Genomic DNA, 24,336 nt, shown 5'->3' with positions numbered 1-24,336 from the left:
ACCCTCACACTGCCAGTCTGATCTTCGCAATGCCGTGACCTGCGACGATGAAGAATCATCAGGTCAGACGGTACTGCAGGGTGCGGTCGGGTGTCCGTTGAACGTCGTTGCGCGTGTACCCGTGCTCCGGTTCTGCTCCAGGAAAATTGGTGTGAACGAGGGTCATCCCTCGATCGTCATGTCCGGCTTCGTCTGGAGTTGCCTCCTCGGCCGGGTTCTATACGCCACGTCTAAAAGCGATGATGAACTGGGGGGCCTCGGTACAATGCCGTCGTGGTTGCGCCACGACGACACCGTCATCCTCGCAGTGTCGAAGGTCGCGGGGCATCGAGCACATCCCTTCGCTGGGCGCCGTGGCTGCGTCAGTCGGCCTGGTTCGTCTAAGCCAGACGGCTGACTTCGTCACTGCTTCCATGAGTAACGCTGGCCGTTTCCTCGTCGGGATCAGCGCGCATGTACACGTACTCGCCGACCCGCAGGCCAAACCGCCGGACGTAGATACCGAAGCCGTGCGTGAATCCCGTCTCGTCGTTGTACACGGCAATACCGCACGCCTCACCTCGCCCGTCGGTCAGCTCGAGCCTGGCCGACGGGGTGCCAGCAGGGAGCCATCGGCGCAGCAGCACTCCTGTCAGCCTGAAGTTGGAAGTCACGGCCAACATGACCCATGGGCGACCGTTCGGCGTCACACCGGCGCGGAAGTCTCGATTCTCCGTCAGTGAGCGTCGCCGCGCCTGCCTCTGGACGACCGCAACCACGTCCGGATCAACTGCCGTACCGCGGACGGTCCACGCGTTTCTGTCCAGTTGCACGAACGCGGGATGGAATGTCAGGTACAGGCCGACCGTGCTGAGATTCATTCCGAAAGCCTCGGCAGTCTCCATCAGGCTCGTGCGATCGAGGACGCCGTTCGGTGACATTCTGATCAGCTCGACGAGAAGCGCTGCCTCGACACCGAGTTCGGCGTTGAGGTCCAGCGGGACAGTCGTGCTGAGCTCATTGTCGTCGACCGAAAACTGGTCGTGCCACTCGCAGAACACCCGCAGTCCGGTGGGGGTCGGGGCCACCAGATCTGCCTGGTCCGCAGTGCGGCCGGAGTTGCGGTAGGCCCAGAAGTTTTCGACCGCCTGCCGTGCGCTGAGAAGGTCGACGGGCTGATGTACGGACAGAAGGGTGCGGAGCGTGTTGACCAAGCGGTTGCGCACTGAGGACCCCCACGTGACGTGGTCGTCATCGAGCCACACAACTGACTCCGACGCCGCCAACAGTGCTCGGACGTCGTCCTCGGTGACGACGACACCGGCGTCGAGTGCCTCGTCACTGACTTGGAGCAACGTGGCGAGGCCCTGCCGTTCGGCAAGCCTGCGAGTTGCCCTGTACACAGCCGTGACGGCATCGGGATCATCGGTGACGACTCCGTCCCTGACGTCCAAGTCGAACGGTCGTCCAGCGAACTCGGCGCACGCGCGCAGGCTGTCGAAGCTGTACCGGGTGGTGGTGATGCCCTTGTGAAACAGCTCGTCGGCCAACGCGGACTCCGTACAGGGCGCCAGCCTCTTCGCAGTCTCCAGCGCGACGTCGAGCTGCGGCCACCACAGATACAGCCCGTGGAGAGCCTCGTGCTTCTTCTGGACCTGGCGGGCGCGTTCGCGGGTTACGCCCATGGTGCGCCCGGTTTCCTCCAAGGTGGCGGGTGGCTGACCGAGCAGTCCGTACCGTGCTGCCAAGCCGTTGATGACGGCAGGTCGGCAGGACCGTCGTTTGCTGTGAATCACCCTGTCCGCCTCGGACAGAATCCTGACGACCGTCGTCTCCAGCGGTTCGGTGTCATCGAGGGTCAGTTCGGCGAGCTTGCTAAGCGCACTTGCCAAGTCAGCTTTCGTGTCTGACCGATCTGGTTCTTGGACGGCATTGGTGTCGCCCGTCATCGGGGATCCGTGTTCCCGGTCGAGGCGAAGCCGTGGTTCAGGGCGGCGTCGTAAATCCTTCTGAGGTTGTCTACCTGCTTGTCAGTCGGCGTCTTTCCCGCGCTCAGCAGTGCTGCGGTACCGGACGCGATGCGCCTGTCAACGGCGGTGAGCTTGCTGTTCTCGCTTGCCCAGCCAGCCAGTTCCGACCAGGGCACGAGCAGCAGGTCCTCAGTACTGATGTTGGACACGACGACACGGGCTGGGTCCTTCGTAGTGAGCTGGGCGATGGTTGCCCCGCTGAGCTTCCACGGTAGGGCGCGCACCTTCTCCCAGCATGCTGGTTTCTTGGCCCATTCGCTGATATTCCCGGGTACTCGATCGAAGAACGACCGGAGCAGTCGGGCCAGCGCCGGGATCTCGCTGCGCAGTTCCTCCGGCAGCTGTTGTGTACGCCAGATGACGTCGAGGTCGAGGCGTCGGCTGGTACGGTTGCTGATCAGCGCAACGGCGTAGGCGACGACCTGCGCCTTGTAGCCCTCCAAGCCGTTCTCGCGGAACGTCCTGGCCACGATCTTGTCGGTGTGCCGGAACAGGATCGCCTTCGCGACAAGATGCTCAAAGTAGCGTCGATCCGGTTTCTGGTCCTGCTCTGGACGTTGCGCGAGCCGTAGCGCGAACTCAGCGAAGCACTTCTGGCCGCCGAGGCTGACGGCGTGTGGAACCTCGTCCCAGGCGAGTTCGAACTTCGCCAGGTCGGTCTTGACGAACTTCTGTGCAGGCGGATGGGTCTCCTTGAACGCCTTCTGCCTGGCTGGCGTGCCCATCCTGGCCACCTCGTCCTGGTACTGGCCACGGGCACGTTCGTAGAACCATCGGGTCTGCTTCTGACTACCGTTCGTGGCTGGCGCCCATACCGAGCGGGAGAGGCGTTCGATGTCGACGTGGAAGGGGTGATTGGTGCTGAAGTCCGCCTCTTGTACCTTGTTCTGGCTGTTGGCATAGCGGGAGATCAGTGGGACGAGCTCGGTGAGCTGGTCTTGCGGAACGACGGTGAGCTTCATCTGGACGTGTATCCCGACCAGCGTCGCCTTGTGTTTGACGGCCGCGTGGTAGAGCGACGCGGTGGTCTGGCCGCCGTTGACGATCTGCAGGTCTTTTAGGCTGGCGATGGCGCTGCCGCCCTCACCCGTCGTGATCACGTCGACGGCGGATGCGGTTGCGGAGATGCCGTTGTTGTAGGCGAGGAACCGGCGGGGCTCATTGAGGATGGTGTCCCGGATGCCCTGGTTGACCTTGCCTCTTGCCTGCAGGAACGACCGCACGTTGAGTTCGAGCAGGCGGGCGGAGTACGTCGCGTAGATCTCCTTCAGCACGGCGCCGGGCACGATGGCCAGCATCGTGTGACATCCCTGTTCGTCGAGGTCGGTGGGAAGGCACGGGACCGGCGCACCGAACCAATCTACGAAATCGATGTGGATGGGTTCCTGCTGTCGACCTGAGGTCACCAGCCGGTGCAGCCGCACCACGTCCCAGACCTGGACCGACGTCGGCACATCACCGAACTCTGGCGTCGTCACGTCCTTCCTGGTGGCGACCGCACCATCGGTGAAGACCCAGAACCGGACGCGGGTGAGTTCCGGCAACGCTCGGCTGATGCTCTGCGCCATGTCGAACACCGGTGAAGCCACCTCAAGCCCGGCGGCACCGTTGCGCGATACCTTCTCCAGGAAGCCCCGCAACCGACGGAGACAGGTCTCGATGTCCGTCTTGCCGACGGGTGCGGGCGGTGCCATCTGCTTGAGCACGACGCCGAACAGGTCGAGCGTCTGGCCATCACCGCTGATGTTGTATCCGGAGATCTCTTCACCGCGGGCTTGGTGGAAACAGGCGTCTCCGCCCTCCAATTCGGCGACATCGGCAAGCTCGATGATCATCTGTTCAAGGAAAACGTCGCGGATGCTCCGCTCCGCGCCCGCCACACCGGCCTCTGCGAGCAGGTCCTGCTGGAGCGAGTCGGCGAACTGGTCGATGTCGGTGTCAGTCATGCCTTCTTTTCCAGGACGATGATCATGTCTTCGTGGCCAATGAGGAACGGGGCAGCGGCAAGCAGGTCGACCGTGTACACGACATCGGACACCCCGACAGGTCGGGTCTGTTCGATGATCCGGGGAAACCCGCCAGTCACCCGGTGGACCGTCCGGCGACGCAGCGCGTATCGCCGGTCCTCGTACAGCCGGCTCTGCGTGTCCAGAAAGCCGGCACGTAACAGCCGCTGTTCCAGCTCACCCGCGACACCGAGGTTGGTCGCCTGGTTACGCACTTGGCGAACGAGTTCGGGAAGAGACACTCCACGTCCACCCTGTCGCGCGTCGAGTACCAGCGTTACCAGGAACAACGCTCCGGGGCCGGCGTCGTCGAGCTGTCGTTCGCTGCTGATCCGTACCCGGTTGACGTCGTGTCCGGTCACGGTCTTGATCTCCACACCGCCTGACTCGAACTGGAAGTCCTGTAGCTGCTGGTCGGGACCGGTCCATGCGTACACCGCATCGGGCCCGAACGTCGGGAGGAACAGGTCGGACAAGGTGTGCAGCTCGCCAAACAGCCCACGCTGCTGCTCGCGTGACAGCCCGTCGGGACTGACGTCGGCGAGCATCCGCTGCCACTCACCCAACCTGTTCACCACCACCGCGCCCGGCTCCGCAGCGACCTGCGCGAGCCTCACGAGCAGGTCGGCCACCAACGCCGTGAAGATGTCCGTGTACGCACCTGCCCGCAGTACGAGGTCCAACGTAGCCCCATGGTCTGGAAGGTTTCCTTGCTCGACTCCCACTCCGGTCGTGACCAGTAGCCCGTTCGTCGCGTTGGCCGGAATGTAGTCGGTGACCACTGAGAAAACCCGCCGTGCGGCCGGATACTCCACACCGACGAAACAGTGGTGTGGACTGTCTGCCAGTACCCGCCGTACCCGCCGACCTGCGGACACTGGACTACTCTGTGTGTCGTGCAGTTCGACCCAGAGCTCCTCAAGATCTGTGGCGGACGGCACCGCGGTCATGGCTGCTCCTCGTCGGAGTCCTGGCTGCCAAACTCCTGGTCCCACCACAGGTTCGTCACCCGATACTTGATGGTCTTCGCGGTCCGGCTTGTCGGAAAACTGAGGGCAAACCCGACGGGTGGCAGGTCGGGATGCATCCAGGTGTCGGGCTTGAGCGGGTACAGCAGAAGCAGTCCGCGACTCGGTGGGCGGACGTCACGGATGGAGAGCCCGCCGGGTACGCTGGGCGCTGTCTTCCTTGTCTTCGGATCCAACTGCCAGGCCTGCTTAGTCATCTCCAGAGCTTGTTTGGCCTCCTCGTCGGAGAGGTCCATCCTCTCGTCGCTCGGGGAGACAAGGCGACGGATCACGTAACGGTCGTTCCCTGCTCGCAGGCCAGCCTTGTACTCGGGGCCGGCGCTCGCGCGTTCCTTCGGCAGGTACAGGGCGCGTTCGACCAAGCCGACCTCGAAATCACCGATCTTGTGTGTCGTTCGGTCGTTACCGGAGACCGACACAAGCCCCACTGTCCAGGTGGTGAGCTCCGGTTCTTTCGTGGTCAACAAAGTCCGGATGTACTCGGCCAATGCTCGCGGCTGAGCCTTGGTCGCCACGTCGGAAGCCTCGTACCCGTCCAGGAAGTCCAGCACATCATGTGCCGGCACGTTGTCCCACCGGACGGTGTCGAGAACGCCCTGGCGGGGTGCTGGAGTGCCCATGGCACTAACCAAGTGCTCAGTCGTAGCGAGGTTGTTGCGGAGCACCTCCCCGTCCGTCTCGAACGTGATCGACTCGCTGATGGTCTGGGAGAACGTGATATCGACGTCGGTGCCGTTGCGCATCTTGGTTCTGGCAGTGATCATCAACCCGTCCGGATGCGCACGTACCCGCAACCCGTACTCCTGCGGTGTCTTCCCGAGTGCGGCCATGTACTCGAATTCACGTAGGAGTTCCTCGTTGGCCAGAGCGATGTCCCGGTACCACCCGGCGAGCTCCTCGGTCGTGTAGAGCCGGCACAGGTCGAGGTAGTCGGGTCGATAGCCGAACCAGCGGCCCATCTGCATCAGCGTGTCGTACATCTTCGACGCGCGCAGATAGTAGCTGACCGTCAGCCCTTCGAGGGTCAGACCGCGGGAGAGCTTGTCCCCACCGACCGCAATCAGGGTGAGCGGCCGTTCGGCCTCGCTGTAGGTCAGGGCGTCCTCGGACTTTCCGTTGAGCACGCGCAGTTCGACGTCGTCGAGCACGCCCGGAAGCGCATCACGGATCTGCGTCCAGTCGACCACTGCACCGACCTCCGACGTCAGGTCCGGATTGCGCAGCAGCGCGTCGGTGGTCGGCACGAAGTCGGTTCGCCACAAGGACTCCAACGCGAGCCACGGGGAATCCCGGCTGGCCGGGTCACCGTGCCACACACGCTGGCGCATCAGATCCAGATGCTCGTGCAGTGCCCGGCGGACCAGTGCCTGGACGTCGGTGAATCGGGTGACGTGTACCAGCATCGAGTTGTGGTCTTCATGGCCACGAACCCGACGTGCAGCCGTAGCGAGCAGGAACGCGTTGACCGCGGTGAGCAGCGATGCTGGCAGTCTGCCCGGGACGGTGTCCTTCTTGTGCTTGTTCGGGAGCCATATCTCGTGGTCGTCGAACGTGCCGATGATCGGCAGACCTGCTTGTCCCTCGATGCCCGAGTTCACATCGCTGTCCAACCCGAACACCGTGTTGACGCCCACGTAGTTGCTCGGTGGCCGGAGATTGATGATGAAGCTGCGCGGGAACAGGTCTTCGCCGTACTTGTCGGTCTTCTCGTCGGCATCGATGAATATGTTTGCGAACGGCGTCGCGGTGTAGGCGAGGTACGCGGACTTCTCGAACGTGCGCAGCAGCTTCCGAATCAGCCCATTGATCTTGGTCGGGTCGTAGTCGTCGATCGGATGCCCGTTCTCGCCGCTCGGCCGGGCCTTGGTGTTGACCGATGCGTTGTCCGCCTCGTCATCGATCACCAGTAACGGAACGTCACGCACAATCTGCTGACCAGTCTCCGGGTCAAGCTCCTGATTCAGGCGAGTCGCCCACAAGTGCAGATTCCGCAACACAGACGCGTTCTTCTTGACAACCAGGATGACCGGGTCGCCACCGCCCGCATTCAGCCAGACCTGCTTGGCGACCTTCACCTGGAAGTCGCCCTTCTCGTCGCTGCTGGTCAACGAGTGGACGTGGAGAAACTTCCCCTTCATCTGCCCGACGCCAACCTTGGCGTTCGTCTGGTCGTAGCTGCGGTTACTCCTGGTGTCGAACCCGAGGAACTCCATGTCCAGCCGGTGCTGGGTCTGACTGCGCAGACTGTTGTGCAGACCCGCCAACACGACGATCAGGCGATAGCCGGCGTCAGCGGCCTTGCAGATGACGCCCGTGTAGTTAGCGGTCTTGCCGGACTGCACTTGGCCGACGACCATGCCACGACGGTCCCATCTGCCAGGCCGGTCCGGCTTCTCGAACGAGCCCAGAATCCGGTCGGTAACCTGGTTGATGCTGCGGATCTGCGCTGGTGCCCAGCCCTTCCGACCCAGATACCGCCGGTACCGGTCCCAGAAGTTCCATTCGATCTCGTCCCTGGCGACGTCGAGCCAGGGAACATGGTCTTCACGACCGTTCAGAACCTGTTCGGTCGGAAGCCAGACGTTGCACCGACTCTCCACATCCCTCCGCAGCTCGCCAACGTCGACGTTGGCCTGCCCCACGGCGCCCAACGCCTTGTCTACCGCCTCTTCAACGTCGCTGGCCGTGACATCGTCCGCGTAGTCGAGCAACGTCAGGGCGATCTCCATCGCCTTGCGGTGGTCCGCGTTCATGCCGTCTCCTGACCGAGTTCGCGTGTGCAGACCTCACGAACGAGGTCGGGAAAATCAGAGAACGGTTCCATTGTCAATAGCTGACCGACAATTTCCTTGTCGGACGTCCCCGTGCGTCTCATCGCTCGGACGACGTCAGCCAGCACTGACAGGACGGCGCCCGACGCGGTCTCCTCGAACGGTGTCGTTTGCCGGCCCGGCCCGTCCGCATGGTTCATGATGATCAGCGGAACCGGAACAGTCTCCTCCAACAGCCTGACCATGGCCTCAACCTCACTGCCCCCCGCAGTCGTGAGCAGCGCGGCCACAAGCGGGTGCTGACGATTGACCTGATAGGCGATCTTTGTCCCGCGCACAACCTGCAGCCATGCTTGGACCACGTCACCATGACCGGCACGCTGAAGTATCTTGCCGCGGTGCCGGTAGACCTTCGCCGACCGCAGCCGAACAACCTCCGCGATCCGCCGCAGCTCGGGCACCAAGGCGCCCGGCGCGCGTGCCACCGACTTGCGAACGTCAATCTGCCAGTCGGAGTCCATGTGATTGGGCAGGTCGAGCCGGATCCGGGCCAGTGAGGTCAGCTCCTCCCGCCGGAACCCGAGTCCGAGCCAGCTTCCGGACACGATCAGCCGCCGGTTCCGATAGACGTAGAACCCCTGCTGGGCAGCCCAGCCACGACGACCACCAGCGACGATGTGTTCCTCAGAAGTCAACCTGCTCACGTGCGGCAGGACGAACGATTTCACGCTGATCAGTTCGCCCCGGTACGGCAGTGACTCGTCCGTGACCACCTGGGTGGTCTCATGGGACTCAAGGAACGGATCCCACGGCGCGATGTTCCGGCCGTTCACCCGGATGGTGATCTTCCCAGGACCCGTGAGGTACCGATGGAAGATCGTTCCGAGATGCCTGGCAACCCGGTCAGCGATGGTGTAGAAGTGCCTCTCTGCCTGCTCGTTCTGCCGGTCCGGCGAGACAACAAGGCGGTCCAACTGTCGCCACAGCACCACCGTTCCCGGCTGGTCACCGTGCAGCTCGTCCCACAGCGCCCGGTCCTCGGATATCAGGGTCGTCAGCAGCTGCCAACCACCGACGCGGACGACGTGGTCAAGATCCCACGTCCGAGCTACCAACGACGAGGTCGCTGTCGCCGACATAACGACCAGCTGACGGCACTGCGAGAACGACGCGGTCTTGAGTCCGAGCCCGAACCGCCCGAGATCGCTCACCGTTCTCGGCGCCGAAGGGCTCGTCGTGCCCGGTCGCATCGCCTCCCGGAGCCTTTCGCCGTCCATCCCGAGACCATCGTCGACGATCGCAATCCACGATTCGTTGCCAGCCCAGCGCAGGCGGACGTCGACCGTTGTGGCCTTGGCCGTGATGCTGTTGTCAACCAGGTCCGCAACTGCGGTCTCGGTGGCGTACCCGAACGCGCGAAGGGACTCCACCAACGACTCTGCGCGAGGTTCGACGACCTCGTAGCCAGTCACGCTTCCGCCCCCAAAGCGTCGCTGTCCACCCCTCCACGAGCACCTGTCGCAGGAGCGGGCGCTCCCGCTTCATCGCTGCAGGTCAGTTGCCTGTTGTCACGAGGCACGGACCAGACGAAGAGGAAGTCCGCGCCGCGGATGCGTGCGGTGGTTCGCACACGATGTTGGAGTGATCTTTGGCAGGCGGCGACACCGATCCTGCGGAGGTGACCACGAACCGGAATCGGCGGCACGACTGTCTGCTCGCGGACTTTGACGTTCAAGTCCGCGTTGAGCTCAGCGGGCACGTCCGACGAGCTCAGCGAGACTATTGGGCTGACTGGATCCGGGTTGGCGATCTCGTAGTCGATGTTGTTCATCTCAACCCGCCCCCCGCCAACGCACCCCCGACCGCGCCAAGCCGGCTCGACCGAACCACCGACGCACATCACAACTCCCCTGGATCAAACCAGTGTAGGTAGGCCATGCAGCTTCGTCTGCACCGTCTGCCCGTGGGAATCTCACTCAGCACACAGAGTGACAAACCAAGCTCAGGGAACCAAGTACAGTGGAATCAAACCGTTATGCTGACTGCGAGCAGCCATGGTCAGGAATCGTCTGACCCCACCGCTATCGTTACCATCGTTCATCGACCCCGGTGACGGACGACGACTCGACACCGGACATCATGGACGTTGTTGATCCAGGACGACGTCTGTGTTCTCCTGGTGCTCGTTGACGCAGGTGTTCGGGAAGGGTTCGGGCAGGTGTCCATCTACGGGGTCAAGCTGCAGCGCAGCGACGATCTACGACTTGTCCGCCATCCTGACGGCTGCACCGAGGACACTTTCGAGCAGTGGTGCGCGCAGAGACTGGCCGCAGGGCAGCGGCTCGCTGTCGACCTGTTCTCCGGTGCCGGCGGACTCAGCCTCGGGCTGGAACGGGCTGGCTGGACGGTCGCGGTTTCGGTCGACAACGAAGAGAAGGCCGTGCAGACGCACCGCCACAACTTCCCCGGCCTAGCGCTGGACTGTGACCTCAGCGAGCCCTCGCAACGTCAGGATCTCGTCGATCTGCTCGCCAAGACGGAGATCGACCTCCTCGCAGGCGGCCCCCCGTGTCAACCATTCAGCCGTGCAGGTCGCAGCAAGATCCGCAGCCTGGTGGTCGCCGGGCACCGCGAGGAACATGACCATCGGCGTGAGCTGTGGCAGGCATTCCTCGACGTAGCGCTGGCTGTGCGCCCTCGGGCTGTCCTGATGGAAAACGTCCCGGACATGGCACTCGGTGACGACTTCGCCGTCGTGCGAGCCATGGTCGACGCACTGGAACGCGGTGGCTACTACACCGAGTTCAGGCTGGTGGACGCGTGGCGGTACGGCGTGCCCCAGCACCGGAAGCGTCTCATTGTTCTTGCGCGACGTGATGTCGAGGACTTCGCCTGGCCAGCTGAGCAGGACAAGCAGCCGACACTGCGTGACGCCATCTATGACCTGCCCGATCTTGGAGACACCACCGGCGGCCGTGAACTGGCTTATAGCAAGCCCCGCAATCCGCCAGCCTTTGTCGAGATGATGCGGGCCGGCGCAAGGAAGGGCGTCGTGTGGGATCACATGACGCGGCCGGTCCGCGAAGACGACCGCAAGATCTTCGGCATGATGGATGCCTCCACTCTGTATGCCAACCTTCCCAAGGACCTGAGGCGCTACTCAGCCGAGACCTTCGACGACAAGTACAAGAAGCTCGACTGGGAATCGGTGAGCCGCTCCATCACCGCACACATCGCCAAGGACGGTTACTGGTACATCCACCCTCAGGAACTGCGGACCCTCACGGTCCGCGAGGCCGCCCGAATCCAGACCTTCCCCGACCACTTCCGCTTCGCAGGTACTCGCAGCGACGCGTTCCGCCAGATCGGTAACGCCGTCCCGCCGTTGCTCGGGCGCGCCGCCGCAACCGCGCTCCGGCCGATTCCAACAGACGAACGTTCCGGCGAGCGACAGTGGGAGGCTTCACGCTGGGTGCAGGCCAGGCAGGCGCTTACCAGCTGGGCCAAGCACCAGCAGTGCGGCGCCAACTGGCATGCACTGCCTGGTGAGAACGTCACGCCGGTCGTAGCCGCAGTCGCAGCGCTTCTGATGAGTCGCTCCAACGCTCCGAAGGGCGCGGACCGAGCCCTAGCAACGATTCGGGGCCGCGTGAAACTGACAAAGGCCGAGCTCGACCGGATGCAGGAAGGGCTCCAGACGCAGGCCGGACGTCAGCTGTTGGAGCGATTCCGGCCACTGCTGCCCAAGCGCAAGGTTTGGACGGACCCCGAAGCCTTGGCCGAGGCGCTGACGATGAAGGCGGCAGAGGAGCGAACCTTCCGACTCCTGGCAGGCGAGGACGTACTCCTTGCCTCCCAGGCGACGCTCAGGGTTGCAGCACGAGTAGCCGGCAGCAAGTCGGACAAGACCAACAGGTTGAGCGACGGCCGTGTCGATCTGGCCAGACTGGTCGGAGCGGGCCCGGATGCACCGCTACGCGCAGCTGCACTCCGCCTGCTTGGCAGCACCGTCTGCAAGACGCCCAGCACCTTGTGTGACGAATGCCCGCTTCGGCAGCAGTGCTCTAGCAGCTCCGGCGGGCGTGCGGTGCAGACCTTGTTCTAGCCGCCCGCGCTTCGGCTGCGCGCAGCCGCCAGTACCCAATCAGCGGCAAACAGCAGCGTCCCTTCGAACTTCACCCCTCAGAACCGAACCATCTGCTGGCCCGTGTTCTCGGCCGCTTGGTTGTTCTGTCGGTCGCGCTCGCGGCTGGTCGCCAGGTTCCGTTCCCACCGCTCCGTGTTCGGCCCGCCGAACTAGGCGCGTGAATGTGCGGAACACCCGTGTCAGAAGCACACGCCAACGAAGACGGCCACCGTGTGTCGACACATCGTGGACCACTACCTGGCAGGCGCCTACCGCAACGGTCTCAAGGCCCAGGTCGTCGCCTATAACCGTGAACTGGCCGTGGCCTACACGGACAAGATCAATGAGCTGCTGGCCGGGTTCGAGGTGTCGCAGGTGCTCGCCGAGGTCCGGGACCACGACCGGATCACCGCCGAGGTGAACATCTCCGTCTCAGACGCCAAGGACGAAGACCGCAGCATGCAGAGCTTCCGGCTCTCCGAGGCCGAGGAGGAGGAACAGAAGCGGCGGTTCCTCACCCCGGACGACCCGCTGTGCTTCCTCGTGGTGACCGCGAAGCTGATGACCGGGTTCGACGCCCCCAACGAAGGTGTCCTCTACCTGGACAAGCCGCTGAAGGCCCATACTCTGTTCCAGACGATCACCCGGACGAACCGCACCTGGGTGTCTCCGAAAGGCTTCGTGAAGAACTCCGGGGTGATCCTGGACTACATCGGCCTGGCCGAGGAGGTCCAACGCGCCGTCGTCGACCCCACCACCGCCGGACCAGGCAAGGGCGGCGGATTCGTCACCGACCTGTCCGAGCTGGTCGCCGAGTTCCGCACCACCTTCGCCCGCACCGAGGACCTCCTCGCCGACGTGGACGACTTGGACCTCACGGTCCACGGATACGAGTCAGTGCGAGCCGTCAACGTCTTCCTGGACGCCAATCCCGGCGCCGCCCAGATCTTCTCCAAGGACTACCGACTCCTGGCCCGCCTGTACCCGCTGATCAACACCGACAAGCGGGTCGCCAAGTATCGGGACGGCTTCGGGCTGTTCGGATCCGTGTACACGACCCTGTTCAAGAAGTCCTCCGACGAGGAACGGAAGGAACGGTTGAGCGAGCTGGGGCCGATGGTCTTGGAGATCATCAATGCCCATGTCCGCTCCTTCTCCGTGGTCGCCTCCCAAGAAGAAGCCCTGGTGCTAGACGCTCAGGGCATCGCCGTCCTCAAGGAGCTGCTGACCCTCGTCCGCCCCACACCGGGCTCCGACGACGGCAAGGACAGGACATCGCCGTCTGCGAAGGAGATCCTGGACCGCATCAAGGCCGCCCTCGACGAGGGTGTCGAACCGGGGTCCGCGAAGTACACCGCCCTCGCGGAGCGGATCAAGCAACTGCGGGACCGGATCATCCAGAACGCCCAGGACGCCCTCGAGTTCCTGTCCGAAGCACTCCGGGTCGCCCGCGCCATCGTGGACGCCGAGAAGCACCCCGACGAGGCCGTCATCGTGCTGGACGACGACCACGTCGGCGTCCTGTCGCGGATCATCCACGACCACGCACCGTCCGGGCTCACGGTCACGGAGAGAAACCTGGCCGAGGAGATCGACCAGATGGTCACCGACACCCTCGCCTGGTCATGGGACAACGCCGACGCACGCAGCCGAGGTGTCCGCCGCGCCACCGCCCAGGTCTTCAAAAAGTACCAGTTGAAGCCGGTAGGAGAACCGTACAATTCCACCGTCGCCTACATCGAAGCCCACTATCTCGTCAACTGACTCAGCTACGAAGTCCAGTCGGCCTGCGCACCGCACTTACGGATGACCGATGGTGCTCGTGAGTACGGGCACCAGCCCCGCAAGTAGTGGACGATAACGGCTACTAATCGCGGAAATCGACTGACCTAGAAAGAATCTTCTACGGTATCGAGTGGATCCTCATCGTTCCACAGCGGAATCTCACGCTCTGCCCACTCGACGAGTGCACTCCCCTTGTGTTGGGTGATAACCAGGGCGAAGCGCGTCCCACATAAGTCGCAATAGCCGCCCAACGCGATGCGCTGTCGTCGTCCGTGGCCGACGGTGGAGCCGATCGGCGCCTCTCCTTTGTTACGGGTCTCTACTCGCCCGGAGATGGCGTTCACAGTAATCTCATTGGCTAACCGGTCCTCTTGCCGCGCGGACACGAAGACATGCTCAACGTGCGTGACATCCGACGAGCAGTGCGGGTAGATCAGCAATGCATTCCCGATGACCCTGCCGTCCATCAGAACATGATCTCTTGAAAGCCCGCTGCTGCCAACAGCAGACGCCTGGAGCGTCAAGACCTGTGTCGGACAGACGCGAAGCCCCACCCCCGAGCGGATCGGTCGAGTGCCTGTGCTTGAAACAACGCGCGCGTGCTGATCGAGTTGCGAAGCACCCAACAGTGGTTCATACCAGGCGTTTGGCACCCGCTCCCACACGGTTGGAGGGCCATGGCCTGGACCGAGAAGATCGGCGCGCACTCCTGGCGGGTGCGGTAGCGCGCCGATGACGGCCGGATCGGCTCGCCGTCCGGCTTCGGGCGCAGGAAAGCAGCCGAGGACTACGCCCCGGAGGCCGAAGCGGACCGCCGACGGGGCACCTGGCTGGACCCGAAGGCGGCCAAGACCACCATGGCCCACTGGGCTGCGTCATGGATCGAGACGCTGGACGTGGAAGGGAGAGATGACCGGCCTCCACCGCACCAACACCCACCTCGACGACGGCTGCATCCTCATCGATCCCGACACCGGATGACTCCACGAGTCCACCCACGGTCTCTGGCTCGGCCCTACCAAGACCCCGGCTTCGGCCCGCGCCATCAGCCTGCCGCCGTTCCTCATCGAACTGCTCCGCCGCCACCTCGACGACCACGACGGCGACCTGGTGTTCACCAGCCCACGCGGTCGTCCACTGCGCCGTAGTGACTTCGACCGCCGCGTGTTCCGGCCCGCGGTCGACGGGAACCTTCGGCTACCCCACCCCGTCGTCCGAACTCACCCAGTCCGTCCCGGCCTGACCTTCCACGGTCTCCGCCACAGTCACAAGACCTGGATGATCGCCGACGGCATCCCCGAGATCGCCCAAGCACGCCGACTCGGCCACCACCTCGACAACCGCATCATCGAGGCCTACAGCCACGTCGCTCCCGAAGTCGAACAACGACTCCTCCGCCACCTCGAACACCGCTGGCACCACGCCCAGGCCGACCGCAGCAGGGAATCAGCGACCCCCACCGCACCCGAACCCGACACCGCCGAACGCCACAACTGAGTGGGGTGCACACCGACCGTCGACGCGATCACGCCGACACCAGGCAGAACACAACGACACGGAGCACGGACGATCTCCGGATGCCCCAGACCGATCACCGATCGAGGAGACCGAGAGATCAATCCTCCAGAAATCCTCCACCCATACTCACTGAACCGATCCGGCAGAAGCAGGCAACTGATCACCGAAGATCGTCAACACAACACAAAGAACCCTCCCGACCTGGACGAACAGCCCAGATCAGGAGGGTTCTAGTGATTGTGGAGCTGAGGGGACTCGAACCCCTGACCCTCACACTGCCAGTGTGATGCGCTACCAGCTGCGCCACAGCCCCGCATCGGCGTCTCGGGCTTCCCCGTGCCGTGCGATGCATACAGTACAACATCCCGACACCCGGATGGAAATCAGGGGGTCCCCCACGATCGATTCCACAGCCACAAGACCCTGACCAGCGCAGACGGGGCGCCCTCCCTCAAGGAGAACGCCCCGTCGTCGTTCGGGTGGGCGCTCGGCGGCGAAGCACGCCGCCGGGTCCGCGGATCGACTGCCGGCGGCGAAGCACGCCGCCGGGCGGGCGGATCAGCTGCCGGTGGCGATCGCGTTCTCGAGCCAGTTCTCGTCGGTGAAGTCGAAGCGCTCCTGGCCGACCGCGATGAGCGGCGTGCCGTGGAAGCGGCCCTCCTCGTTCTGCAGGTGCGGGGTGGCGTCGGCGGTGATCAGCTCGTCGGCGACCGCGGCGGTGTGCTCGCCCTCGCGGACGCAGGTGGCGAAGGCCGGGTCCTCGACACCCAGTTCCTCGCCGAGGGCGATCATCTGGTCGTCGTTCCACACCGTGGAGCCGCTGTTGGGCTGCGCGCCGAAGAGGCTGGCGTGGAAGTCGACGAAGACGTCCTGGTCGGCGGCGCAGAGGGCCGCGTTCGCCGCGCGCATCGAGTAGCCCGGTGCCGCGTTGGACTCATTGAGCATCGGCAGCAGGTGGTAGTTGATCCGCACCGTCCCCTCGGACAGAGCGGTGTCGATCTGCTCGCCGTAGACCTCCTCGAACTGGGCGCACCCAGGGCAGAGGAAGTCCTCGTAGATGTCGACGGTGACGCCCGCGTCCGCCTGGCCGACCAGGACGGATCCACCGTCCCGTTCCACGGGGTGATCGGCCAGTCGCACGACCGGGACCGTGTCGGCCGCCTGCTCCTCCTCCCTGTTCTGGGTGAGCAGAACGCCGCCGATGACGGCCACGGCCACCACCACGATCACGACGACGCCGATCACCACGACGTTCTTGCCGCCGCCCTTGGCCGACTTCATCGCCTTGGCCGCCGCCGCCTGGGTCTGCTGCTGCCGGTACTTTCGAGCACTGCGCTCCGCGCCGCCCACGTCCACGTCCTTCCTGCAAGCTGCTGCGAGATCCGGCCACGCCCACCCTGCGGAGGATCGTCGCGAGCGCAAGCCCCGCGCCGCTCGACCGAGCGCGAGTCGAGACGACCCTTGTCGTCACGACAAGCGTCGACCACGCCCCGTGATGGTCCGGACAGGATCGCGAGCGTACTCAGCCAAACTGAAAGCAAGCTTAAGACGCCACGCCGTCTTCCCCGTTCAGGGCAGAGGCGACCCGAATGGGGTCACCGTGTGTGGTCAGGCGTCGGGCTGGCCCGGCTTGCCGCCGAGGCGCTCGCCGGTGGGCGGCTCGGGGGCGTCGAAGAGCGCGCCCGACTCCGGAGCCAGCTCGGTGGCCTTCCCCGACGCCGCAGGCTCGACTGTCGCCGCCGCGGTGGGCTTGGGCAGCGTCTCCGGCGCGGGCACCCAGAAGATCACGGCAAGCAACGTGATGAGCCCGGTCACCCCGAAGGCGGCGCCATAGGACACGGTGTCGGCCAGCACGCCCGCCACCAGCGGCCCGATGATCGCCCCGACGTCGGCGGCCATCTGGAAGCCGGCGAGCACGGGGCCGCCCTTGCCCCGGTTGCCGATGATGTCGGCCACCACGGCGCTCTGCGGCGGACTGAGCATGCCCGAGCCGACGCCCGCGATCAGCGACGCCGCCAGGAACATCTCCACGGAGCCGGTGAAGCCGAGCCAGATCGTGCCGCCGCCGGAGACGAGGAGACCCGCCAGCGCCAGCGGCTTACGGCCGATGCGGTCGGCGAGCCTCCCCGAGAAGAGCAGCGCGGCGGCGTTGCCCGCGGCGAAGACGGCCAGCGAGAAGCCCGCCATGCTCTCCCCGGTGCGCAGCACCTCGACCACGAACAGCGGGATCAGGGAGATCCGCACGCCGAACACGGCCCAGCCGTTGCCGAAGTTCGAGGCCAGCGCCGCGCGATACGTCTTGTGCCGCAGCGCGTCCCTGATCCGCATCGGCGCGGTCGGCGTCTCCTCGGTCTCGCGGTCGGCCTGCGTGGAGTTGCGCAGGAAGATCAGCGACACGAAGGCCGCCAACAGCACGGTCACCCCGTAGACCAGGAACGGAAGCCGGATCGAGATCTCGACCAGGCCGCCGCCGATCAACGGGCCGGTGATGTTGCCCAACAGGAAGGACGTCGCCCACAGGCCGGACGCCCGACCGCGCATCGCGGGCGGCGAGAGCCGGATGAGCATCGCGACCCCGGACACGGTGAACATGGTCGAGCCGATGCCCGCGAGCGAGCGGAAGAGCAGGAGCTGCCAGTACTCGGCCGCGAAACCGCAGACGGCGGTCGCGACCGCGACGATGACCAGACCCCAGAAGTAGACCCGCCGTTCACCGAGCCGGGTGACCAGCTTGCCACTCGCCGGGGCGAACACCAGCCGCATGAAGGCGAAGGCGCTGATGGTGAGGGAGACCGCCGTGACTCCGACGTCGAAGCTCGCCGCGAAGGTGGGCAGCGCCGGGGCGAGGATGCCGAAGCCCACCGCGATGATGAAGCCGCACGCGACGAGGATCCAGATCTCGAGGGGAAATCGGTCCCGGGTGCCTGGACTCCGGTTCGGCTGGTTGGTCGTCTGCTGATCCGTCCCGGCCGCCGATGGCACCTGTCTCCTCCTTAGTTTTTAGCAGGGCTAAGAATACCGGCGGGCACCCATGATTGGAAATTGATTCATGTACGACCGTGCAGGACCCGGCGCCCGGTTCGTCCCGATGGTCGCCCGTCGGGCGAAACGGCGCCGTTCTCGACCGTCTCCGAAGGCCGGCCCGGAGCACGCAGCCGGCTCGACGGTGACGTACCTCACGTTCCTGCTCCGCGTACCTCCCTCACTCGCGCCGCCGCGACACCGCCGTCATCGGGCGCCCTACCGATGGCCGGTATGGACCGGAGCCGGTCCGCGGCGCCTCCCCCTGCCACGCCTCGACCCGCGCGTCTCGACGCACCACGACCCGTCCCGGCCGCGCCCGCCCGCGGTCCAGCCCGTCGAGGCCGACCCACCGAGACCCTGCCACCCGACGTACTCATCAGGTCGTCACCCGAGAACCCGTCCGCGCTCCTCGGCCGGTTCGCCCAGGTGCTCCTTCCAGGCCCGCCCGAGCCGCCACGCTCCCCGCACTCGCACAGCGCGGTTCGCCGGCCGCCCGCCGCGGAGCGCGGCCTCCCGGACCATGACACTCCGGCCGAACCGTCCCACCCGGCGGCACCCCGATACGCGCCGCTCCCGACCGGCGACACCCACGCGCAGCCCGCATGCACGCCTTCGCCGTGCGGACGACGCCGCCTACCGTGGTCGCCATGAGATCAGGAGGCGGCGCACTCCCCGCCGAGCTGCCCGCGCTGCCCATCCGGGACGTGCTCGACACGGTGACGGGCACGCTCGCCGACCGGGGCGTCGCGGTGCTCAGCGCGCCGCCGGGCACCGGAAAGACCACCCTCGTGCCGCTCGCCCTCGCCGCCGCGGGCCTCCGCGTCCTGGTCGCCGAACCTCGGCGGCTGGCCACGCGGGCCGCCGCCGCGCGGATGGCCGGGCTGTGCGGGGACGCCGTCGGCCAGACGGTCGGCTACGCGGTGCGCGGGGATCGACGCCGCTCCGCCGCTACCCGTGTCGAGGTCGTGACCAGCGGGCTGCTGGTGCGCAGGCTCCAGTCCGATCCGGAGCTGCCCGGCGTCGACGTCGTGCTGCTCGACGAATGCCACGAACGGCATCTGGACGCCGATCTGGCGCTCGCGCTGCTGCTGGACGCCCGCGCGGGCCTGCGTCCTGATCTGCGGCTGCTGGCCGCCTCCGCCACCGTCGACACCGAACGGCTGGCCCGGCTGCTCGACGACGCGCCGGTGGTCCACGCGACGGCACGCACCTTCCCGGTCGAGACGTCCTATGTCCCGCCGGTCCGCCGCGAGCGGGTCGAGAACACCGTGGCCAGGGCGGTCCGCACCGCGCTCGCCGAGAACGACGGCGACGTGCTGGTCTTCCTCCCCGGTGCGGGCGAGATCCGCCGGGTGACCACGCTGCTCGACGGCCTCGGCGACGTGGACGTGCTGCCGCTGCACGGCAGGCTGAGCACCGAGCGGCAGGATCGCGCGCTGCGGGCGGGCACCCGACGCCGGGTCGTGCTGGCCACCGCCGTGGCCGAGTCGAGTCTGACGGTGCCCGGCGTCCGGGTGGTGGTCGACTCCGGGCTGGCGAGGACGTCGCGCACCGACCATCGGCGCGGACTGGCGGGCCTGGTCACCGGCCGTGTGTCGGCCGCCGTCGCCGACCAGCGGGCAGGCCGGGCGGGCAGGCAGGGCCCCGGCCGGGTGTATCGCTGTTGGCCGGAGCACGAGCACTCGACGCTGCCGCGTCATCCCGAACCCGAGATCCGCACGGCCGACCTCACCCGGCTGGCCCTCGAACTCGCCTGCTGGGGCACTCCGGACGGCGCCGCCCTGCGGTGGTGGGACGCGCCGCCCTCGGGCCCGCTGGCGGCGGGCCGCGAGGTGTTGACGGCGATCGGCGCGCTCGACGCCGGCGGGACGGTGACCGCGCGCGGCGGCCGGTTCGCCGAACTCGGCCTGCATCCTCGGTTGGCACGGGCGCTCTGGGACGGCGCGGCACTCGTCGGGGCCGACACCGCCGCGGAGATCGTGGCACTGCTCGACGAGGAGCAGTCGGGCACGCCGGATCTGCTGGAGGCCTGGCGGAACTCGCAGGTCGCGGGGGACGGCTCGGCCCGGCTGCGGCGGGAGACGGCGCGGCTGGCGCGGCTCGCGGCGGGGGCCGTCCGCGCCGATCGAAGTCCGCGCGGCAGCACGGCGGGGGCGACCGAGACGGCGGGCACGGCGGGGCCGACAGCCGTGCCGGGCGCGTCCGCCACGCGGTCGACGACGAACGGACGCGACGTCGCCGCACGCCGTGCCGGCGACGACCACGAGACCGCCCGACACCAGACCGGTCGGCCGTCGGACGTGCGAGGAGGACGCCCGTCCTCGGAGGCGACACGGACGGACTCGCCCTCGGACGCCGGCCGCGCGGGCTCGGCCTCGGGCACCGCGCGGGCCGAGGCCGCCGCGCTCGTCGTGGGGCTGGCCTATCCGGAGCGGCTGGCGCGTCGACGCGGCACGACCGGCGCCACCTACCTGATGGCGGGCGGCACCGCCGTGGAGCTGCCTGCGGGCAGTGCGCTGAGCGGGGCCGCCTGGCTCGCGGTCGCGGTCGCCGACCGCTCCCCCGGACGGCCGCACGCCACCGTCCGGCTCGCCGCCCGCACCGACGCCGAGCTGGCCGCCGCCGCCGCACCCGCCCTGCTGGCGGAGGCCGAGGAGGTCGGCTGGGTGAACGGCGAGGTGCGGGCTCGGCGGGTTCGCCGCCTCGGCGCGATCGTGTTGAGCGAACGCGATCTCGTCGCTCCGGACCCGACGGCGCTGCGTGAGGCGGTGTTCGCAGGCCTGCGGAAGGAGGGCCTGAGTCTCCTACGTTGGAGCCCGGCCGCGGTCGCGCTCCGCGAACGGCTGGCGTTCCTGCACCATGCCGTGGGCGATCCGTGGCCCGCGATGAGTGACGAGGAGCTGTCGGCGAACCTGGACGACTGGCTGGGACCCGACCTGACGCGGGTCCGCCGCCGCGCGGATCTGAGTCGGGTGGACGCGGGCCACGCCCTGCGTCGGATCATCCCGTGGCAGGTCGCGGGCCGGTTGGACGAGCTGGCGCCCGAACGCATCGAGGTGCCGTCCGGTTCCCGGGTCCGCGTCGACTACCGGGGCGAGCGGCCGGTGCTGCCGGTGAAGGTGCAGGAGGCCTTCGGCTGGACGGAGACTCCCCGTGTCGCGGGCGGCCGAGTGCCGGTGCTGCTGCATCTGCTGTCGCCCGCGGGCAGGCCCACGGCCGTCACCGACGACCTGGCGTCGTTCTGGGCCACTGGATATCCGCAGGTCCGTGCCGAGCTGCGCGGGCGATACCCCCGGCATCCCTGGCCGGACGATCCCACCACGGCCGCACCCACCCGCCGCGTGCGGCCACGCTGAGGACCAGCGGGGTCGCCGTGGCGCCCGGCCGCGAGGTCGGCGGCTTCTCCTCCGGTGGGCGCTGCTCCGGTCGCCCCCCCCCGTCACGGTCGGTTCTGTCGCAGTCGGCTCCCGGTCGCCCCCGCCCCGGTCGCACCCGCTCGGCCGGCCCCGCCCCGAGCGGCGTCCTCCCGACCGCGACACGGCGAGGACCGGGTCGGTCGCGGCGGCGCCGAAGCCTTCCGAAGTCGACGGCCCTTGTGGAGTCGACGGCCCGCACGGAGACGACGGCCGGCCCGCATGCCGAGGCGCGAAAACTCACACGACTCGTGCGGCCTCGCGGCAGGCTCACATCGGTGTGGCGGCGGCCCGGAACGGATCGGCGAGAGGACGACGCACCGATCACGCCCCGTACGGGCACGGCCACGGCGTACCGCGGGCGACCGAGCCTGCGGAGACACGTGATCAGCCCTGACCCGGCCCGCCGCGCCTTCCGGCGTCCGGGCACCGCCGCAGGCCCACCCGGCCCCGGGCTCCGTCGCGTCGCCGAACATCCCGGCGCCGTGACGCCTTCACCGTCACCGCGCCCGGGCGAGACGCGAACGGCCGGGACCCCGCGCGGGCCCCGGCCGTCGAATGGTCTCCGACGCGGATCAGCCGATCGAGGTGATCCGGCCCTCACCGCCCACGGGGTACTGCTCGGCGCTGATCACGCCGGCGAGCCCGTCCTGGAGATACTCGTTGAGTGCCTGCTGATAGGTCTTGCCGACCGGGGTGAAGTCGAGGCCACCCAGCGGGTATCCGTCGCCGCCCCGCGCCGAGAAGTCGTTGGAGGCGACGGCGATCGGGTCGCCTTCAAGGACCTCGCCATCCTCGACCAGCACGGTCCCGTCGTCCAGCACGACGTTGCGCACGCGCTCGCCCGGCGTCAGGATCTCACCGGTGTTGGCGTCGATCTCCTGCGCGACGGCGGCCACGTCGTACTCGAAGCGCAGGCCCGCGACCTGGATGAACTGCCCTGCCGCACCGGGGGCTCCGGAGACGCCCCGCTCCAGCAGCTGCCGCAGGGTGTCGCGGGGAACCTCCGGGAGCACGGACACGAAGTTCGCGAACGGCGCGATGTCGTAGGTGTTCAGCTCGCTGATCGCCCCCGCCGGGATGGTGGAGTCGTTGCGGATGCCGCCGCCGTTCTGGATGCCGACCTGCGGGACCGGCACCCCGAACTCCTCGGCCTGTCCGCTCGCGGACCACACCATGGCGTCGGCGAGCAGGTTGCCCAGGTTGGTCTCACGGGTGCGCACGGCGTCGCGGACGCCGTCGAGCGGAACCTCGCTCTGGGCGACGACGGTGTCGGCGAGCCCGGCGATGTACTCCTGGACCGGCTCCTCCACGGTGCGCTGCACGCGGCGGTCCGGTCGGACCGCGTCGTCGCCCACGCCGGAGACTCGGACCGGCTGCGACTTCGCGTCGTCGTAGCCGAGCAGGTTGCCCCGCCGGTCGAAGTGCAGGACCACCCGGCCGATGTACTTGTAGTTGCCGGTGGTGGTCACCACCGGCACGTCGCGACCGTCGCGGTCCTGCGCCACCAGCGGGAAGCCGCGTTCGGCCTGGTCACCGGGGATCAGCTCGACGTCGGGGTCGGCGAGGATCTCGCCGCCGCCCGCGCCGACGACCACGTCCACGCCGGACAGCTCGGGCACCAGGGCCAGCTCGTTGTCGATGTCCTGGAGGTGCGAGATCAGCACGACCTGCTTGACCCCGCGCCGCTCGAAGCCCGCGGCGAGGCCGTTGGCGATGCCCGCGAGGTCGTCCGACACCTCGACGTCGCGGGGGCTGGAGAGCGCGGGGAGATCGGGCGTGGTGAGCCCGATGATCCCGATCGGCTTGCCTGCCTGCCAGGACACGTGGCTGGACACCAGCGTGCCGTCACGGGTGTAGCCGGTGAGCGACGGCTCGCCGGAGACGTCCAGGTTCGAGCCGACGAACTTGGTGCCGCCCCGGAAGCTGCTCATGAAGTCGGCCAGGACCTCGGGGCCGAAGTCGAACTCGTGGTTGCCGATGGCGGTGGCGTCGAAGCGCATCGCCTTGAAGGCCAGGGCGTCGTAGTAGGGAGCGCCCTTGTCGATGCTGGCCGCGAACTCCGGGCCGGGCAGGAAGTTGTCGCCGCCGGAGACGACCAGGGCGCCCCGGTGGAAGGCCGTGCCCGCGTCGGGCCTGCCGATGACGGCCTCCCGCCGGAGCTGGTTCATCAGCGTGGTGGTCCTGGCGACGCCGCCGAAGGCACGCTCCTCGTCGGGGCTGATCGTCCCGTCGCCGTCGATGTCGGCGTCCACGCCGAGGAGCTGGGACTCGCCGTCGTTGGTGAACAGCACGGTGAGGGTGTACGCGGGGCGGTCGCCCCACCAGTCGGCGGCGGCCGGGGCCGCGAGGCCCGCCATCATCAGCGTGGCCAGCGATGCGGTGAGCAGGGCTCTACCGGCGCGCTTGCGAACAGGGCGTAGGGCGTGCACAGCACTCCTTCATGATCTTTTTTCGGCGGCGGCGCGGCGTCGCCCGCCCGGCAGGGCAGGGTGAGGAGCCGGCCGCGAGACACGGTCGTGAAAGAGGTGAGGACGGTGTCCGGTCGAATACTGAACCACGGCGCTCCGGAACTCCAGGAGGACCGGAGGATTCGTTCCGGGCGTCGCACCTGATCACCGGCATCCCCTCGTGTGTTCGGCCGTCGACGCGCGGC

At 67.1% G+C, this 24,336-nt stretch carries 14 protein-coding genes and 1 tRNA gene; 4 read left to right on the top strand and 11 right to left on the bottom strand.

What is annotated here, in order from left to right; all coding sequences use genetic code 11:
- Nucleotides 1–380: 380 nt before the first annotated feature.
- The 6 genes from AHOG_RS30435 to AHOG_RS28290 are packed head-to-tail and all read right to left on the bottom strand — an operon-like array spanning nt 381 to nt 9,645.
- A complete protein-coding gene (locus AHOG_RS30435; RefSeq protein WP_093940280.1) occupies nt 381–1,928 on the bottom strand; it encodes a hypothetical protein in 1,548 nt (515 codons plus the stop codon).
- Nucleotides 1,925–3,955 carry an AIPR family protein gene (locus AHOG_RS04910; protein ID WP_093940279.1) on the bottom strand — a complete coding sequence of 677 codons (2,031 nt, stop codon included), beginning with the start codon at nt 3,953–3,955 and terminating at the stop codon, nt 1,925–1,927. The genes AHOG_RS30435 and AHOG_RS04910 overlap by 4 nt, the downstream gene beginning before the upstream one ends.
- Nucleotides 3,952–4,965, bottom strand: a complete 1,014-nt coding sequence (locus AHOG_RS04905; protein WP_093940278.1) for a PD-(D/E)XK motif protein — start codon at nt 4,963–4,965, stop codon at nt 3,952–3,954. Before AHOG_RS04905 ends, AHOG_RS04910 begins: the two co-directional genes overlap by 4 nt.
- On the bottom strand, nt 4,962–7,796 hold the full coding sequence (locus tag AHOG_RS04900; RefSeq protein ID WP_093940277.1) for a Z1 domain-containing protein: 2,835 nt from the start codon (nt 7,794–7,796) through the stop codon (nt 4,962–4,964). The genes AHOG_RS04905 and AHOG_RS04900 overlap by 4 nt, the downstream gene beginning before the upstream one ends.
- A complete protein-coding gene (locus AHOG_RS04895; protein WP_093940276.1) occupies nt 7,793–9,286 on the bottom strand; it encodes an ATP-binding protein in 1,494 nt (497 codons plus the stop codon). The genes AHOG_RS04900 and AHOG_RS04895 overlap by 4 nt, the downstream gene beginning before the upstream one ends.
- Nucleotides 9,283–9,645 (bottom strand): hypothetical protein, encoded by a 363-nt coding sequence (locus AHOG_RS28290; RefSeq protein ID WP_157736640.1) that lies wholly within the window; start codon nt 9,643–9,645, stop codon nt 9,283–9,285. Before AHOG_RS28290 ends, AHOG_RS04895 begins: the two co-directional genes overlap by 4 nt.
- A gap of 318 nt (nt 9,646–9,963) precedes the next feature.
- Between AHOG_RS28290 and AHOG_RS04890 the strand changes: the two genes are divergently transcribed.
- Both AHOG_RS04890 and AHOG_RS04885 read left to right on the top strand, forming a co-directional pair.
- Entirely contained in the window at nt 9,964–11,919 is a 1,956-nt protein-coding gene (locus AHOG_RS04890; protein WP_211290526.1) for a DNA cytosine methyltransferase, read from the top strand.
- 252 nt (nt 11,920–12,171) lie between these two features.
- Nucleotides 12,172–13,704, top strand: a complete 1,533-nt coding sequence (locus AHOG_RS04885) for a type I restriction enzyme subunit R domain-containing protein (protein WP_211290525.1) — start codon at nt 12,172–12,174, stop codon at nt 13,702–13,704.
- A 125-nt stretch (nt 13,705–13,829) separates the two neighbouring features.
- Here AHOG_RS04885 and AHOG_RS28285 read toward each other — a convergent pair whose 3' ends face one another.
- Nucleotides 13,830–14,192, bottom strand: a complete 363-nt coding sequence (locus AHOG_RS28285) for a hypothetical protein (protein WP_157736639.1) — start codon at nt 14,190–14,192, stop codon at nt 13,830–13,832.
- Between the two features lie 577 nt (nt 14,193–14,769).
- Between AHOG_RS28285 and AHOG_RS04880 the strand changes: the two genes are divergently transcribed.
- Nucleotides 14,770–15,222 carry a tyrosine-type recombinase/integrase gene (locus AHOG_RS04880; protein ID WP_093940275.1) on the top strand — a complete coding sequence of 151 codons (453 nt, stop codon included), beginning with the start codon at nt 14,770–14,772 and terminating at the stop codon, nt 15,220–15,222.
- A gap of 261 nt (nt 15,223–15,483) precedes the next feature.
- Here AHOG_RS04880 and AHOG_RS04875 read toward each other — a convergent pair.
- The 3 genes from AHOG_RS04875 to AHOG_RS04865 form a co-directional block, all read right to left on the bottom strand.
- Nucleotides 15,484–15,556 (bottom strand) — tRNA-Ala (locus AHOG_RS04875).
- Between the two features lie 245 nt (nt 15,557–15,801).
- Nucleotides 15,802–16,593: a DsbA family protein gene (locus tag AHOG_RS04870; protein ID WP_157736638.1), complete on the bottom strand. Its 792-nt coding sequence runs from the start codon at nt 16,591–16,593 to the stop codon at nt 15,802–15,804.
- 258 nt (nt 16,594–16,851) lie between these two features.
- Nucleotides 16,852–18,225, bottom strand: a complete 1,374-nt coding sequence (locus tag AHOG_RS04865; RefSeq protein WP_093940273.1) for an MFS transporter — start codon at nt 18,223–18,225, stop codon at nt 16,852–16,854.
- 689 nt (nt 18,226–18,914) lie between these two features.
- Here AHOG_RS04865 and AHOG_RS29765 point away from each other — a divergent pair.
- The gene (locus AHOG_RS29765; RefSeq protein WP_093944171.1) at nt 18,915–21,623 is read left to right on the top strand and encodes an ATP-dependent RNA helicase; all 2,709 of its coding nucleotides are present in this window, start codon (nt 18,915–18,917) and stop codon (nt 21,621–21,623) included.
- Between the two features lie 632 nt (nt 21,624–22,255).
- Here AHOG_RS29765 and AHOG_RS04855 read toward each other — a convergent pair.
- Nucleotides 22,256–24,112, bottom strand: coding sequence for a bifunctional metallophosphatase/5'-nucleotidase (locus tag AHOG_RS04855; RefSeq protein WP_311770180.1), 1,857 nt, complete (start codon nt 24,110–24,112; stop codon nt 22,256–22,258).
- Nucleotides 24,113–24,336: the final 224 nt, after the last annotated feature.

Origin of the sequence: Actinoalloteichus hoggarensis (assembly GCF_002234535.1) — a bacterium.
GTDB lineage: Bacteria > Actinomycetota > Actinomycetes > Mycobacteriales > Pseudonocardiaceae > Actinoalloteichus_A > Actinoalloteichus_A hoggarensis.
Note: the sequence above shows the minus strand (reverse complement) of the source record. Positions and strands in the feature narration are given on the sequence as shown.

Excerpts from the sequence above, each read along its gene's own strand:
- AHOG_RS30435 (WP_093940280.1), bottom strand. The coding sequence starts at position 1,928 with ATGACGGGCGACACCAATGCCGTCCAAGAACCAGATCGGTCAGACACG.
- AHOG_RS04910 (WP_093940279.1), bottom strand. The coding sequence starts at position 3,955 with ATGACTGACACCGACATCGACCAGTTCGCCGACTCGCTCCAGCAGGAC.
- AHOG_RS04905 (WP_093940278.1), bottom strand. The coding sequence starts at position 4,965 with ATGACCGCGGTGCCGTCCGCCACAGATCTTGAGGAGCTCTGGGTCGAA.
- AHOG_RS04900 (WP_093940277.1), bottom strand. The coding sequence starts at position 7,796 with ATGAACGCGGACCACCGCAAGGCGATGGAGATCGCCCTGACGTTGCTC.
- AHOG_RS28290 (WP_157736640.1), bottom strand. The coding sequence starts at position 9,645 with ATGAACAACATCGACTACGAGATCGCCAACCCGGATCCAGTCAGCCCA.
- AHOG_RS28285 (WP_157736639.1), bottom strand. The coding sequence starts at position 14,192 with ATGGACGGCAGGGTCATCGGGAATGCATTGCTGATCTACCCGCACTGC.
- AHOG_RS29765 (WP_093944171.1), top strand. The coding sequence starts at position 18,915 with ATGAGATCAGGAGGCGGCGCACTCCCCGCCGAGCTGCCCGCGCTGCCC.